At 46.5% G+C, this 14,666-nt stretch carries 16 protein-coding genes; 6 read left to right on the forward strand and 10 right to left on the reverse strand.

Annotated features, from left to right (window positions below; translation table 11 throughout):
- Positions 1–3: 3 nt before the first annotated feature.
- On the reverse strand, positions 4–909 hold the full coding sequence (locus DK187_RS07665) for a LysR family transcriptional regulator (RefSeq protein ID WP_111606759.1): 906 nt from the start codon (positions 907–909) through the stop codon (positions 4–6).
- A 199-nt stretch (positions 910–1,108) separates the two neighbouring features.
- On the opposite strand from DK187_RS07665, the gene DK187_RS07670 reads away from it, so the two are divergent.
- The 3 genes from DK187_RS07670 (at position 1,109) to DK187_RS07680 (ending at position 3,681) form a co-directional block, all read left to right on the forward strand.
- Entirely contained in the window at positions 1,109–2,599 is a 1,491-nt protein-coding gene (locus DK187_RS07670) for a CoA-acylating methylmalonate-semialdehyde dehydrogenase (RefSeq protein WP_111606760.1), read from the forward strand.
- Positions 2,600–2,731: 132 nt separating this feature from the next.
- Positions 2,732–3,346: a COG3904 family protein gene (locus tag DK187_RS07675; protein ID WP_111606761.1), complete on the forward strand. Its 615-nt coding sequence runs from the start codon at positions 2,732–2,734 to the stop codon at positions 3,344–3,346.
- Positions 3,347–3,396: 50 nt separating this feature from the next.
- Entirely contained in the window at positions 3,397–3,681 is a 285-nt protein-coding gene (locus DK187_RS07680) for a DUF1289 domain-containing protein (RefSeq protein ID WP_111606762.1), read from the forward strand.
- Here DK187_RS07680 and radA read toward each other — a convergent pair.
- From radA to glnK, 4 genes are all read right to left on the reverse strand, one after another.
- Positions 3,678–5,066: a DNA repair protein RadA gene (gene radA / locus DK187_RS07685; RefSeq protein ID WP_111606763.1), complete on the reverse strand. Its 1,389-nt coding sequence runs from the start codon at positions 5,064–5,066 to the stop codon at positions 3,678–3,680. The genes DK187_RS07680 and radA overlap by 4 nt on opposite strands.
- Before the next feature lie 63 nt (positions 5,067–5,129).
- Positions 5,130–6,662: a carbon-nitrogen hydrolase family protein gene (locus DK187_RS07690; protein ID WP_111606764.1), complete on the reverse strand. Its 1,533-nt coding sequence runs from the start codon at positions 6,660–6,662 to the stop codon at positions 5,130–5,132.
- Between the two features lie 174 nt (positions 6,663–6,836).
- The gene (locus DK187_RS07695) at positions 6,837–8,102 is read right to left on the reverse strand and encodes an ammonium transporter (protein WP_111606765.1); all 1,266 of its coding nucleotides are present in this window, start codon (positions 8,100–8,102) and stop codon (positions 6,837–6,839) included.
- A 38-nt stretch (positions 8,103–8,140) separates the two neighbouring features.
- A complete protein-coding gene (gene glnK / locus DK187_RS07700; RefSeq protein ID WP_012071322.1) occupies positions 8,141–8,479 on the reverse strand; it encodes a P-II family nitrogen regulator in 339 nt (112 codons plus the stop codon).
- Between the two features lie 492 nt (positions 8,480–8,971).
- On the opposite strand from glnK, the gene DK187_RS07705 reads away from it, so the two are divergent.
- Positions 8,972–9,217: an accessory factor UbiK family protein gene (locus DK187_RS07705; RefSeq protein WP_111606844.1), complete on the forward strand. Its 246-nt coding sequence runs from the start codon at positions 8,972–8,974 to the stop codon at positions 9,215–9,217.
- 55 nt (positions 9,218–9,272) lie between these two features.
- Here the strand turns inward: DK187_RS07705 and DK187_RS07710 are convergent, their stop codons facing one another.
- Positions 9,273–9,494, reverse strand: coding sequence for a TIGR02450 family Trp-rich protein (locus DK187_RS07710; RefSeq protein WP_111606766.1), 222 nt, complete (start codon positions 9,492–9,494; stop codon positions 9,273–9,275).
- 94 nt (positions 9,495–9,588) lie between these two features.
- On the opposite strand from DK187_RS07710, the gene DK187_RS07715 reads away from it, so the two are divergent.
- Both DK187_RS07715 and DK187_RS07720 read left to right on the forward strand, forming a co-directional pair.
- Entirely contained in the window at positions 9,589–11,100 is a 1,512-nt protein-coding gene (locus DK187_RS07715) for a YifB family Mg chelatase-like AAA ATPase (protein WP_111606767.1), read from the forward strand.
- 228 nt (positions 11,101–11,328) lie between these two features.
- The gene (locus DK187_RS07720; protein ID WP_111606768.1) at positions 11,329–12,258 is read left to right on the forward strand and encodes a bile acid:sodium symporter family protein; all 930 of its coding nucleotides are present in this window, start codon (positions 11,329–11,331) and stop codon (positions 12,256–12,258) included.
- 61 nt (positions 12,259–12,319) lie between these two features.
- On the opposite strand, the gene DK187_RS07725 is transcribed toward DK187_RS07720, so the two are convergent.
- From DK187_RS07725 to DK187_RS07740, 4 genes are read right to left on the reverse strand one after another with little or no spacing between them, the layout of a single operon-like run.
- The gene (locus DK187_RS07725) at positions 12,320–12,868 is read right to left on the reverse strand and encodes an imm11 family protein (protein ID WP_111606769.1); all 549 of its coding nucleotides are present in this window, start codon (positions 12,866–12,868) and stop codon (positions 12,320–12,322) included.
- A gap of 39 nt (positions 12,869–12,907) precedes the next feature.
- On the reverse strand, positions 12,908–13,453 hold the full coding sequence (locus tag DK187_RS07730; protein WP_111606770.1) for an imm11 family protein: 546 nt from the start codon (positions 13,451–13,453) through the stop codon (positions 12,908–12,910).
- On the reverse strand, positions 13,454–14,077 hold the full coding sequence (locus DK187_RS07735; RefSeq protein WP_111606771.1) for an AHH domain-containing protein: 624 nt from the start codon (positions 14,075–14,077) through the stop codon (positions 13,454–13,456).
- 19 nt (positions 14,078–14,096) lie between these two features.
- Positions 14,097–14,645 carry an imm11 family protein gene (locus DK187_RS07740; protein ID WP_111606772.1) on the reverse strand — a complete coding sequence of 183 codons (549 nt, stop codon included), beginning with the start codon at positions 14,643–14,645 and terminating at the stop codon, positions 14,097–14,099.
- Positions 14,646–14,666 lie beyond the last annotated feature (21 nt).

Below are 14,666 nucleotides of genomic sequence, written 5' to 3' on the forward strand. Positions count from 1 at the left end.
TGGTTATGTTTTTTCTAATTCTTTTAAAAAGGTTTCCAATATTAGGTTAGCGCGTGCGCCTTTTCGTGTAATCGCGGAGAATTGTGTAATGTAATGACATTGTTCTGGCAAAATAGCGCGCATTCTTCCATCACGTATCCAGCGTTCAGCGACATGATCGGGTAAGAAGCCGATATAACGTCCGGTTAAAATAAGAAAAGCAATGCCCTCTCTGTCCGTGGCCGTCGCGCTTGCTGTAAGCGGTTGGTGTTGGGCTTTTATTTCTGGGGTTTGAGCATAGGCGGGCAATACGGCGTCAAACTCTTTGAGTTTGGCTTTTGAAAAGGTCTGATCCGCCATTGTGAATAACGGATGCGTATCGCTGCAATAGAGCTTGGAGGTTTCCTCATAAAGAGGATGGTAGTCCAAACCACTGAGGATTTTTAAGTCTGGTACGATACCAACGTGCAAGCGACCATCTAATACGCCACGCTCTATGTCGGTCGGTGGGATCATGCGAATATTGATCGTCACTTGCGGTCCCTTATCTTTCAGGCTGGCCAGTGTGCGTGTAATTCGAGTGTGAGGGAGCGTTACAAGATTGTCAGTGATGCCAATATTCAGTTCGCCTTTCAAATGCTGGTGAAGGGCGTTGATATTGGTCCTAAAGTCCTCTATCGAAGACAACAGCTGCAACGTGTAATCATATACCTGACTGCCTTCGTTGGTAAGAGAAAAGCCAGAGCGTCCTCGCTGGCAAAGTCGAAAGCCTAAGCGAGTTTCCAAGTCGGATATGGCAATGCTAATCGCGGCACGACTGATGTTTAGCTCAACCTCTGCCGCGGAAAAACCGCCGCATTCAACCACAGTACGAAAAATGCGCAATATACGCAGGTCTGCGTCGCTTATTTGGCTATGAAATTGGTTCACCTTCTTCCCCTTTGTGCCCATTGATAATGGGGCATCATCCATTCGATTTATAGTTAAGTAAATGATTAACTAAGCGTTAATAAATTCGACTTTTTATAATCTATTCCCATAGGCATAGTAGTGTCAACAGACGGTGTTTTTCTCTTTTATCGTATTGAGTTAAACCACGAAATCGAATTTTTTAGAGTGGGGAGTCACCATGGAAATCATTGGGCATTTGATAAACGGTAAGTACTCAGAACAAGCTGAACGTACCCAAGATGTATTTAATCCAGCGACTGGGACGGTGGCGAAAAAAGTGGCCATTGCTTCACGAGAAACCGTTGAAGACGCGATTACAGCGGCTCAAGCCGCTTACCCAGAATGGCGCAATACTCCGCCCTTAAAGCGTGCTCGTATCATGTTTAACTACAAGGCGTTATTAGAAAAACACGCGGATAAAATCTGTGAGCTGATTGGCGCTGAGCATGGCAAAATTTGTCATGATGCAGCAGGAGAGTTGCAGCGCGGTATTGAAAACGTGGAATACGCCTGTGGCGCGCCAGAGTTACTAAAAGGTGAGTACAGTAAAAACGTTGGCCCAAACATTGATTCTTGGAGTGAGTTTCAACCATTAGGTGTGGTGGCAGGTATCACACCTTTTAACTTTCCTGCTATGGTGCCTTTATGGATGTTTCCAATGGCGATTGTGTGCGGAAATACCTTCGTTTTAAAACCCTCGGAGCGTGATCCAAGCACGGCGTTATTTATTGCTGAGTTATTACACGAAGCTGGCTTACCAGCCGGTGTATTTAATGTGGTCAATGGCGATAAAGTAGCGGTAGATACCTTATTGGAAGATAAGCGAGTCAAAGCCGTGAGCTTTGTCGGTTCGACTCCGATTGCGGAATACATTTACAGCAAAGCCAGCGCCAATGGCAAACGCTGCCAAGCCCTCGGCGGTGCCAAAAACCACGCTATTGTGATGCCAGATGCAGACATGGATAACGTGGTCAGTCAGCTCCTTGGTGCGGCGTTTGGTTCGTCTGGTGAACGTTGTATGGCCTTGTCCGTCGCCGTCGCGGTGGGGAAAGCGGCAGGCGATGCCTTGGTGAATAAAATGGCCGCTGCCATGAAGCCGCTTAAAGTGGGTGAATGCTCAGACAAAACCAATGACTTTGGCCCTGTTATTACCAAGGAACACAAAGACAAAGTAGTAGGGTTTATTGACAGCGCGGAATCTCAAGGTGCCACAGTCGTGGTGGATGGGCGTCATCCTCAGGTTGCAGGGTACGAAAAGGGTTTTTTTGTGGGCGCAACGCTGATTGATGGCGTGACCAAAGAGATGGACAGCTATCAGCAAGAGATTTTTGGTCCCGTATTACAAGTGGTTCGAGTCGATACCATGGAAGAGGCCATGACATTAATTAATGACCATGAATATGGCAATGGTACTTGTATCTTTACCCGTGATGGAGAAGCCGCGCGATATTTCTCTGACCATATTGAAGTAGGCATGGTTGGCATCAATGTGCCTTTGCCTGTGCCCGTGGCGTACCACAGTTTCGGCGGTTGGAAACGCTCTTTGTTTGGGGACCTACACGCTTATGGCCCGGATGCGGTGCGTTTTTATACTAAGCGCAAAACCATTACTCAGCGTTGGCCATCAGCTGGCGTTCGTGAAGGTAAGAGCTTTTCTTTTCCTTCCTAAACGAATGGCTTATCCCAGGCATTTTTTATGAAAAGTGCTTTTTAATAGCTGCCCGTTTTATTAGGGGTGGCTATTTTTTGGGGTTTTTATGGTCTACTATTGTGTAGAAACCTTTAAATCACAGGATGGTGTATGACAAATAAGGCTTTTCCAATAAACCGAATAGCATCATGGTTACCGCTGCTGGCCGTGGTGATATTGGTGGGTTGTGCGGCGCCAGTCGAGAAGCGTTTGGAGCCACAAGCAGACAATATACTGAGCATCGAAGTGGAAGGTAATTCGGCTTATCTATCGGGTGTTTTGGGCCATGATCTGGTGCAACAGTTGAGTGATCTGGTGCGTAAAAACCCAAATGTGACGGATATTGTCTTGGTGGATGTGCCAGGTTCAGTTGACCAGCGAGCGACAATGCAAGGTGCGCGCCTGATTCGGCATCTCGGTTTAAATACCCATATTGCACCAACTGGGTATGTGCTTTCTGGTGGTGTTGATTTATTTTTAGGTGGCGTGGAGAGAAGCATCGGGGCTGGAGCAGGTGTTGGGGTGCATGCTTGGTCAGATGGCACAAAAATCGCCGCGACGACACTCAACGTAACAGATCCTATACACGCCACCTACGTGAATTTTTATTTAGAAATGGGTGTGCCAGAGCGATTTTATTGGTTTTCACTAGACGCTGCGCCTGCTGATAGAGTGTATTTGTTATCACCGGAAGAAGTGTACGATTTTCAGCTGGCCACGCAGTAGTGCGATAAAAATAGCCTAGAGACACCAATAAGATGAACAAGTGAGGGGTTATGGAGCAAATTGAACTGTTCACCATAGAAAGCCCCTGCCGTGGTGTGTGCGAAAACAGTAAGACGGGCTTCTGTAAAGGTTGCTTGCGCAGTCGAGAAGAGCGCTTTCACTGGTTTTCGTTAACCAATGAAGCGCGTCATCATGTACTTGACCTATGCAAACAACGCCGAGCGCGTTTAATCAAAGCCCGCCAAGATCGATTGGAAGCGGACTCAGCTAAGGCATTGCCTTATGGCATGGAAGATGACCCCATCGTCGATCTTTTTGAGTTAACGAACGACTAATTCTCGAAAATCGCATCAAGCGCTTCCGATAAGCGTTCTACGCCAATCACCTTCATGCCTTCAATGGGCTTTTTCGGGCAGTTGGCTTTGGGAACGACGGCTCGTGTGAAACCATGTTTGGCCGCTTCACTAATGCGTTCTTGTCCTGAGGGAACAGGGCGAATCTCTCCCGACAATCCCACTTCACCCAGTACCACTAAGTCATGGGGTAATACTCTGTCACGGAAACTCGACACGACCGCTGCGATGGCAGCAAGATCGGCACTGGTTTCCAAAACTTTCACGCCGCCGACCACGTTTAGGTACACATCTTGATCCGATGTCAGTAGGCCGCCATGCTTGTGCAATACGGCCAACAACATAGCCAGACGATTATGGTCAAAGCCCACCGTGACGCGTCTTGGGTTACCTAATGCCGAATCATCGACCAGCGCTTGCAGTTCCACCAAAAGAGGGCGAGTGCCTTCCCAAACCACCATCACTAGGCTGCCGGCAGCGGGATGTTTACTACGGTTTAAGAAAATTGAACTGGGGTTTTTGACTTCTTTTAAGCCATTTTCGAGCATGGCAAACACGCCTAACTCATTCACCGCACCAAATCGGTTTTTCATCCCGCGCAGGGTACGAAAGCGGGAATCTTCTGAGCCTTCTAGCAAGACAGAGCAATCCACCATGTGCTCAAGAACTTTTGGTCCAGCCAAAGAGCCGTCTTTCGTAACATGACCGACAAGCAGCACCGCGGTTTGGGTTTGCTTGGCAAAGCGTGTTAATACCGCTGCGCTTTCACGTACTTGCGACACACTCCCCGGAGCCGATTCTACGCCATCCAAATGCATGACTTGAATCGAGTCGATCACCATGACTTTGGGTTTGACTTGTTGAGCGATGTTTAAAATCGCTTCCACGTTGGTTTCCGACAGCATTTTCAGGTTTTGAGTCGGTAAACCAAGGCGCTGCGCTCGCATCGCGACTTGCTGAAGGGATTCCTCACCGGTGACATACAGGGCGCTTTGTTGCTGAGCTAACCAACACATGGTTTGCAGTAATAAGGTACTTTTGCCGGCACCTGGGTGACCACCAATTAGCACCACACCACCGGGCACCAAACCACCACCCAATACACGATCAAATTCGTTTGCGCCAGAGCTAAAACGTGGCACATCACCTAAATCTACGTCAGATAAATTCTGGATACCTGTCACCGCACCAGCGTAACCTTGATAACGTGGATCTTGGCTCGCGGAGACGCGGGCAGAGGTTTTACTCGATGTTAAACGGATTTCAGATAGGGAGTTCCACGCACCGCATGCTTGGCATTGTCCTTGCCATTTTGCGTAGTCAGCGCCGCATTCATTACATACAAAGGCAGTTTTTGCTTTGGCCATGAGAATCTCTAATAGAATGAAGTGTTGTGATAACGTCCATGTTATCACAGGCAGAAACGACTTTTACGATTTCGGTTTATTCCAGATGACCGAATAAAGATCGGTGCGACGGTCTTTCAGATTGTTTACCGAACCTTCGCTGCGAGTCAGTTTCAGCTTGTCCAAATCCAAATCAGAAAACATGATCATTTCCGTGTTTGGCGTGGTTTCTGCCATCACCGCATCGTGTGGATAAGAGAAATCAGACGGTGAGAAAACCGAGCTTTGGGCGTACTGAATATCTAGGTTTTCGACCTGTGGAAGGTTGCCACAGCTACCGCAAATCACCACATAACATTCGTTTTCAATGGCGCGTGCTTGAGCACAACGTCGCACACGTAAGTAACCATTTTTCGTATCGGTCCAGAATGGAACAAATAAAATGTCCATATCTTGTGCCGCCAGCAAGCGGCCCAACTCAGGAAATTCCACATCGTAGCAAATCAAAATACCGACGCGGCCCGCATCGGTGTTGAAAACGCGTAAATCGTTACCACCTTCGATGACCCAATCACGACGTTCATGAGGGGTAATGTGGATTTTTTTCTGCTCTTCAACCGTACCATCACGACGACATAAATAACTGACGTTATACACAATCTCGTCTTCGATAACAGGCATCGAACCCGTAATAACGTTGATATTGTAACTGACCGCAAACTGTGACATTTCATTGATAAAGCGATCAGTGAAGCTCGCCAAAAAGCGAATGGCTTCGGTTTGGTTGCTTTGATCTGGACTCAGGCCAATCAGTGGCGCATTGAAGAACTCAGGGAACAAAACAAAGTCACTTTTGTAGTCGGACACCGCATCGATAAAGTATTCGACTTGCTTCAATAGCTCGTCAACGCTTTCTACTTCACGCATTTGCCATTGAATCGCACCGATACGCACTTGGGTTTTACGCGAGCGAATGACGTTGGTATCTGGCTCGAAGAAGATGTTTTTCCATTCCAATAAAGTGGCGTAGCCTTGAGACTTTTCATCTTCTGGCATGTAGCGCTTCAACAAACGTGTGACTTGGAAGTCGTTAGACAATTGGAAGGTTAAAATAGGATCGTAAATTTTACGTTCTCGAACCGCTTCTAAGTATTCCGCTGCACTCATCTCGTGGGCATGTTCGTGATAATTGGGGATACGACCGCCCGCTAAGATAGCGCGCAGATTATGCTGACGACAGAGTTCTTTTCGAGCTTCGTACAAACGACGACCAAGACGGTAGCCTCGGTACTCTGGTGCGATTAGGGCGTCTAGGCCATACATAGCATCGCCCATAGGGTCGTTTAAAATATTTTCTTTTTGATCAACCAGATCGTCATAGGTATGAGGGTTGCTGAAACGTTGGTAGCTAACCTGAACGGACAAAGCAAGACCGACAATTTTGCCATGATCTTCTAAACAAATTTGGCCTTCCGGGAAAACACTGATGAGCTGGTGGATAGTATGTTTAGGCCAAGCGCCGCCAATGTCATGATAGACCTTATCCATCAGTACTTTAATTTCGTCGTAATCATCATTAGTTAGGTTACGAATGGTTAAATGTAAATCGTCGTGCATTGTCGTTCCTTTGGATTTTCATTAACTGTATGACGCTATGATAACGCGTATCGGCGTGAGTAAGTAGTTTTGTGGTCTGTATGAGAAGGGGAAACGTGATTCTAGTTGGCAATAAAAAAGAAAACCCCCGCTAGAGCGAGGGTTTTCGACGTTCAATATTGTTTTAAGAAAAGATTATTTTTTGCTGAATTCTGGGTACGCTTCCATACCACATTCAGAAAGGTCAACACCTTCGTACTCTTCTTCTTCAGTAACGCGAACACCCATGATGGCTTTGATGACCAACCAAACCACTAAGCTTGTTACGAATACCCAAACAAAGATTGTCAATGCGCCCGCGATTTGTCCGCCGAACGTAGTGCCATCATTAGTCAGTGGTACCGCTAGCAAGCCCCAAAGACCCACCACACCGTGAACAGAGATCGCGCCCACTGGATCATCAATTTTAAGCTTGTCTAGGGTCAGGATAGACACAACCACAATCAAACCGCCCACAAGACCGATTAGCGTTGCACCTAGTGCAGACGGTGTATCAGGACCTGCCGTGATAGCAACCAAACCTGCCAATGCGCCGTTTAGAAGCATGGTTAGATCGGCTTTACCAAACAGAATACGAGCGAGAATAAGCGCGCCAATTGCACCACCTGCCGCTGCTGCGTTCGTGTTCAAGAACACCATAGCAACCGCGTTTGCGTTAGCGATATCGCCAAGTTTTAGAACAGAACCGCCGTTGAAACCGAACCAACCCATCCAAAGGATGAATGTACCTAGCGTTGCTAGTGGTAGGTTAGCACCAGGAATGGCACGGACTTCACCGTTAGGACCATATTTGCCTTTACGAGCACCCAGAACCAATACACCAGCGAGAGCCGCAGAGGCACCTGCCATATGAACGATACCAGAACCTGCAAAGTCAGTGAAACCTAGGTCGCCAAGGCTGAACATACCGAATACAGAACCGCCGCCCCATGTCCAATTACCTTCCATTGGATAGATGAAACCTGTCATCACCACGGCAAAGACTAGGAAAGCCCAAAGCTTCATACGTTCAGCAACCGCACCCGATACGATAGACATGGCTGTCGCAACGAATACCACTTGGAAGAAGAAGTCAGACGCACCAGAGTAAATGGAGCCGCCTTCGAATCCACCCTCACGACCAGCAAAGTCCGTTAGGGTAGAAGCAACATCAACGTCTTGAATACCCGTTAGGAACCAGTTGCCACCGTACATGATGGAGTAGCCGCACACTAGGTACATGATGCAAGAAATGGCAAACAGGGCCACGTTCTTAGTAAGAATTTCCGTGGTGTTTTTAGCGCGTACTAAACCCGCTTCCAACATGGCAAATCCGGCTGCCATCCACATAACCAGCGCGCCACACACCAAGAAATAAAAGGTATCCATGGCATATTGTAAGTGAAAAATTTGGTCTTGCATGTTTCGCCCCCCTAAAGGCTTGTATAATTCGAGCAGTCTTAAACTGCTTCTACACCAGTCTCGCCGGTACGAATACGAACCGCTTGTTCAAGGTTAACGATAAAGATCTTACCGTCGCCGATTTTGCCTGTGTTTGCTGCGCCAGTAATGGCTTCAACCACTTGGTCTGTCATTTCGTCTGCAATGGCCAATTCGATTTTTACTTTCGGTAAAAAATCGACGACATATTCAGCGCCGCGGTATAGTTCTGTGTGGCCTTTTTGACGTCCGAAACCTTTCACTTCTGTCACGGTGATACCTTGAACACCGATTTCAGAAAGCGCTTCTCGAACATCATCGAGTTTAAATGGCTTGATGATGGCAGTTATAAGCTTCATACCCACTGTCTCCTTAAAAAGTCAGTTTTATTGTCGTATCGCAGGTATTTAGCTTTATTCAATATGCGTGCCATATATCGATATCCCTATGTAATAAGGGCTTTGTAAGGATTTTGTCGATTTCTTGAAATTAAAAAGAGTGCAAGATGGCTTAGTATTGTGCGGCATATTGGGGTGTGTTCATCAAATGCTGCATTTTATTGGTGCAAATATTGTCTGACAGCAAGAGGGATTTCATGAATGACGCTCTATCTTGTTGCTTCTGTTCAAGAAAGCGTATTTTTAAACAGCCCTATTTTGTGCCTTATTTAGAGGATTCTTGGTGATGGCAAGACGGTATTTTTTAATTTTACGCACAAAAAAGAGGCGATTTAGGGTGGTGTAGTCAAATGGTTCCGTTGATTTAAAGAGAAGCCTTGGCAGATAACTTGTTTGCACCTTACTTTGGCCTCTATACTATTGAGCATTATGACGATGAAAAATGAGAATGACATGATAGATCAATTTATAAAGCAGCTTGGTACCGGTTTGGGGCAAGCCGCCGAGACGTTAGGTAAACTGCCAAAAGAAGAGATTCAAGCACAGTTGCATGAAGTGGCTCGCAATACATTAAGCAAAATGGACCTTGTTACCCGAGAAGAATTTGAAGTACAGGCTGCGATGCTTGCAAAATACCGTGAGAAACTGGCGGTGCTTGAAGCGCGCCTAAATGAGATGGAGCAGTCGAGTAAAAAATAAAAAAAGGCGCTCATAAGGGTGAGCGCCTTTGTTAAAGCTGAAAGCGAGTAGCTGATCACTTCCAGCCTTGTTGCCAATGGTCCGCTGACGTTAGGTCACGCCAAGGGTGAATGTACTGCTGTTTGTTTATCACCGCCTCAAGCACGCATTCTGTCACAGTCTCTTCGTCGTCTCTTATTAATTGGGTGACGATGAAATGCTTTTCTTTCTGCTGTGGCGATGTAGAGGTCCACTTGGACAAAAGCAGCTTGTTGGGGTTTATTGGGTTTTTTGCCATTAGATCCACTCATTAACCATGTAAAACTGTATACGACATTTGTGAAGCGCTGGATTGCTTTTCACACAAGAAATAATGATATCAAGGAGAGATTATGAGTTTAGCCACCATCTACAGCCGTGCCCGTGTGGGCGTGTCTTCCCCTTTGGTCACCGTGGAAACGCATATTTCCAACGGCCTTCCTGCACTGAACATTGTTGGTTTACCTGAAGCGGCGGTGCGAGAAGCAAAAGACCGGGTGCGCAGCGCCATTATCAATAGCCATTTTGAATGGCCGACGCGGCGCGTCACGATAAACTTAGCGCCCGCGGATTTGCCCAAAGAAGGTGGCCGTTATGATTTGGCCATTGCTATTAGTGTATTGGCCGCATCGGGTCAGCTGGGTGACATAAGCTTACGGGATACTGAGTTTATTGGTGAGCTAGCACTATCAGGAGAGATTCGCGGGGTCTCTGGTCTCTTGCCATCCGCTATCGCCTGTCACCATGCCAATCGACAATTGATCCTGCCCGATGATAATCAGCAAGAAGCGGCGCTGGTGGAAGGGAACGCGGTGTTTGCCAAACACCTTACTCAAGTAACAGCGCATCTATTAAAACAAACCCAGTTGCCAACTTGCGTATCGAAACCCGCGGAGCCTTTGCCTTTAGATCATAAAGACATGCGTGATGTAAAGGGTCAATACCAAGCAAGACGGGCCCTAGAAGTGGCCGCTGCGGGCGGTCATAACCTATTATTTATTGGGCCAGCAGGCACAGGCAAAACCATGTTAGCGTCACGCTTGCCTAGTATTATGCCAGCCATGACAGAAGCTGAGGCACTGGCTGTGGCGTCTGTCCAATCGGTAGCGGGGCGAAAAATGGGGCTGGATTGGCATTGGTCTGAACGGCCATTCCGCTCGCCGCACCATTCTTGTTCGGCGGCCGCCTTGGTGGGTGGCGGCTCGATTCCTAAGCCGGGTGAAGCCTCCCTGGCCCATTGTGGCGTGCTCTTTCTTGATGAGTTGCCCGAATTTGACCGCAAAGTATTGGAAGTGTTGCGAGAGCCATTAGAAAACGGCGAAGTGCATATCTCCCGTGCGCGTGGGCAGATGTCTTTTCCAGCGCGCTTCCAACTGGTGGCCGCAATGAACGCCAGTAACGAAGCTTATAATGGCGGGCAGGACTATTACCAATCCAGCGCCAGCCAAAAATACCTCAAAAAACTCTCTGCACCGTTTTTGGATCGTATCGACTTGCATGTGGAGGTGCCACCTTTACCGTCTGATGTCTTGGTCAATGCTCAAGAAGAAGGCGAGTCTAGTGCCAGTGTACGTGAACGAGTGGAAAGAGCGGTGGCTAGGCAAAGAGTTCGACAAGGCGTACAAAATGCCTTATTGAGTGGGCGTCAACTCGAAGCCATTTGTGCATTAAGCGACGACGATAAGCAATTTATGCAACACGCCCTAGAAAAACTTAAACTGTCTGCACGGGCCTATCATCGAGTATTAAAAGTGGCTTTGACCTTGGCTGACTTAAATGACTCGCCCGTGACCAGAGCGCATTTAATGGAGTCGTTGAGTTACCGCAAAATGGAAAAAACCTTGTCCATGGTTATCTCTTCTTAAGCCTTATGCCTATTTCAACAGGCAGGACATGACGTTATGCCTTAATACAGCATGCTGCTGACGGGTTTAGATTCTTTTAGGTGGGCGATAAAAGCTGTTTTAACCTAGGTCATTTGGTTACAATCCTCCTCCCGTTTTGGGACGCATAATAATTAAATAGTGGTTGCGTATTCGTGTTTGCTGAGTTCTTGGCGGCAAGGGCGAATGGCATACGTGGAGTTTTGTATTATGGTTATTCAGCTTTTCCCCCTTTGGGCGTTATTGCTTTCCGGCGTCGCCTTTTTACAGCCAAGTTTGTTTACTGGCTTGAGTTCTCAGATTGTTCCTTTGTTAACCATCATTATGTTGGCCATGGGCTTGACCTTAAGTCCTGCGGATTTCAAACAAGTATTGAAAAACGGTAAAGCCGTCGGCGTGGGTGTGTTGTTGCAATTCTTGGTGATGCCCATTGCGGCGTTTTGTGTGGCTTTTGCTTTTGGCTTTGATACCGAATTGACCGTGGGCATGTTGCTGGTTGGCAGCGTGGCAGGTGGTACGTCATCGAACGTCATGTGTTATCTGGCAAAAGGCGATACCGCCTTGTCGATTTCTATGACGGCGATTTCGACGCTGCTTGGCGTGGTGTTAACGCCATTCCTAGTCTCGCTGATGATAGGGCAAAGCGTCGACGTGCCAGTTGCGTCAATGCTAATGAGCTTGTTCAAAATTGTACTCTTGCCCGTTGCTGGTGGCGTACTGATTAATACCTTCTTCTCGAAGTTTGTCCGCAAAGCCGAACCGATTTTTCCTTATATCTCCATGTTTGCCATCGTGTTGATTATTGCCATTGTCGTGGCTTTGAGTGCTTCGAAGATCGTTCAAGTTGGTATGATCGTCGCCGCAGCGGTGATTTTGCATAATGCCATTGGTTTGACCTTAGGCTATTGGGTGACATACTGGCTGGGATTTGATGCGCGTGTTTGTCGTACCATCGCCTTCGAAGTGGGCTTGCAAAACTCTGGTTTAGCGGCGGCGCTTGCTGTGAAGTTTTTCACGCCAATGGCGGCCTTACCTGGCACCATTTTCAGCGTTTGGCACAATATTTCAGGGTCTTTGTTGGCGAGCTATTGGAGCCGTCGACCTGTTGCTGAAAGCAACGCTCAAGATACCGATAAATAAGACATTTGCTTAGCGTCAAAAAAGGGGTGCCATTTGAGCGTCCCTTTTTTGTATTTATTACCTAAACTGGCAAAAACCGCATGCCGCTGATGTTCATGGCTTGCAGCTGTTGTTTTAAGGTGTCGCTGACTAGAATCCAGTCTTCAAAACCGTAGATACGAAAGATGTGCATGCCAGAGCGTTCGATATTGGCATAATCCAAGACTAACTGTTCAATACTTTTGATGCTGTTATCGTCATCTACCGTATAGGCTGAGTGTTGATAGTCCATGGCCAATACGCGTCCCACGATGGAGATATGAATCCAACTTTCTGTATCTTGTTGCTCGTCGTTTAGGTGAAACTCTACCGGCCTTACGGTGACATCTCGGTCTTGTTTATCCTCGAAGCACTCCGTAAAACGGGAGTGTAATACAAGCTCGTCATCAAACATCACATTGAGTTGGTCGGTCTGAATCTCGCCTTTTAAATAAGGTTCCGCTTCAATCTCGTCATTGGGTTTCAGTATTACTATGTCTCGATCACGGTCAAAAACCGTGATGGTCTTTACTGTTAACTCGTTAACCACTGGCATTTTTTTCCAACGCCAAAAGGTGTTTTTTGTGCTCATAACATCATGTCTCATGCGGTAAAAAGGGAATGTTTAGAATCAATACCAGTCTGGGTCACTGCCATCGGTGGGTTTAAATCGGATGCCGATAGGGTTCACGGATTCAATGGCTTGTTTAATGCGGTCGCTCACAACAATAGAGGTAAAGCGTCCATGCAAACGAAAGATGTCGTATCCGGCACGGTCTGCTTTTTCTTCATTTAAAACCAGTTTATCGACAAAATCGATCAAACCAGTCTCCTCATCTAAGTCTAATTCAGATCGTTTAAAGTCAATACAATCAACATGAGCAGATACGACGATTTTGCACCAGTTATTATTAACTGAACCATCTGGTAGCTTTAACTTAATAGGTTGAAATGTTACTCCTTCTGGGTCGAATTTGGCGATTTTGTTAATTAGTCGCTGACTAAATACTTGTCCTGCTATGCCTGAAAATAGTGGATAATCTACATTTAAATCTCCGATTATTTCACTGTCTTTATGAGTACTATCTACATATGTTTTTTGATTGAAGTAATCTATTTTTATATCGGCAAGTATTCGTAACCCTTCTTTTTTGGGCCAAGGCATCCAATATTTCATTTATTTTTCTCCGGCTAGCATTTTATTGAGAGATTTTTTGACCTCTATACTATCTTCACGCAATAAGTAATCAGGATCCCAATTTTGTATTTTTGAAGCAATGCGTTTTGATAACTTATTTATCTGTTTTATTAGCTGCTTTTGATTTCCTGTTTTACAATAGTCTAAGCACTTTTCTGCTATCTGTTCTAACTCCAGCTCAACTGCTTGGTGGTAATCATTTGGATGCGGCCCACGGTGCATTTGTAGGTTATGTCGTAGCATATCCGGTGCCAAGACAGGTAAGAAAATACCGTTTTCCGGATCATTCACATCCCAGCCAATGAGACGTATATTTTTTCTTAATTTTTTAAACTGTGTAGAACCAAAAACACTAACCGGAATCAGGTGATGGCCTTGCACAGGGTAGGGGCTACCTGCGCTTGGGTTGGCCGCTGACTGTTTCATCCGCTGTCGGGAAACAGGGCTAATAAAGCCTTTAAAGCCTAATTCCCACGCGTCATGTTTTGGGTCATGAAAAGGGGTTGGCAAGGCTTGCCCTGTCCCTTGTGACAACCAAGGTTGTAATTGCTCGTTTTCCCACTGTCTGTTAAAGCCCAAGCGTCGGGTGATGCGTTCGTCCATGCTATTTTTATATCAAAAACTAAACTGGCAAAAACCGCATGCCGCTGATGTTCATGGTTTGCAGCTGTTGTTTTAAGGTGTCGCTGACTAGGATCCAATCTTCAAAACCATAGATACGAAAGATGTGCATGCCTGAGCGTTCGATATTGGCATGATCCAAGACTAAATGCTCAATGCTTTTGATGCTGTTATCGTCATCCACTGTATAGGCCGAGGCTTGATAGTCTATAGCCAATACACGTCCCACGATGGAGATGTGAATCCAGCTTTCTGTGTCTTGTTGCTCGTCGTTTAGGTGAAACTCTACCGGCCTTACAGTGACATCTCGGTCTTGTTTGTCCTCGAAGCATTCCGTAAAGCGTGCGTGTAACACAAGTTCGTCATCGAACATCACATTGAGTTGATCGGTATGAATCTCGCCTTCTAGATAAGGTCCAGCATCCATATCGTCATTGGGCTTTAGTATGACTATGTCTCGATCACGGTCAAAAACCGTGATGGTTCTTACCGTTAATTCATTAACCACTGGCATTTTTTCCCAGCGCCAAAAGGTGTTTTTTGTGCTCATAATAGTATGGTCTCGTGTGGT

Origin of the sequence: Marinomonas arctica (genome assembly GCF_003259225.1) — a bacterium.
In the GTDB taxonomy this organism is placed as follows: Bacteria; Pseudomonadota; Gammaproteobacteria; order Pseudomonadales; family Marinomonadaceae; genus Marinomonas; species Marinomonas arctica.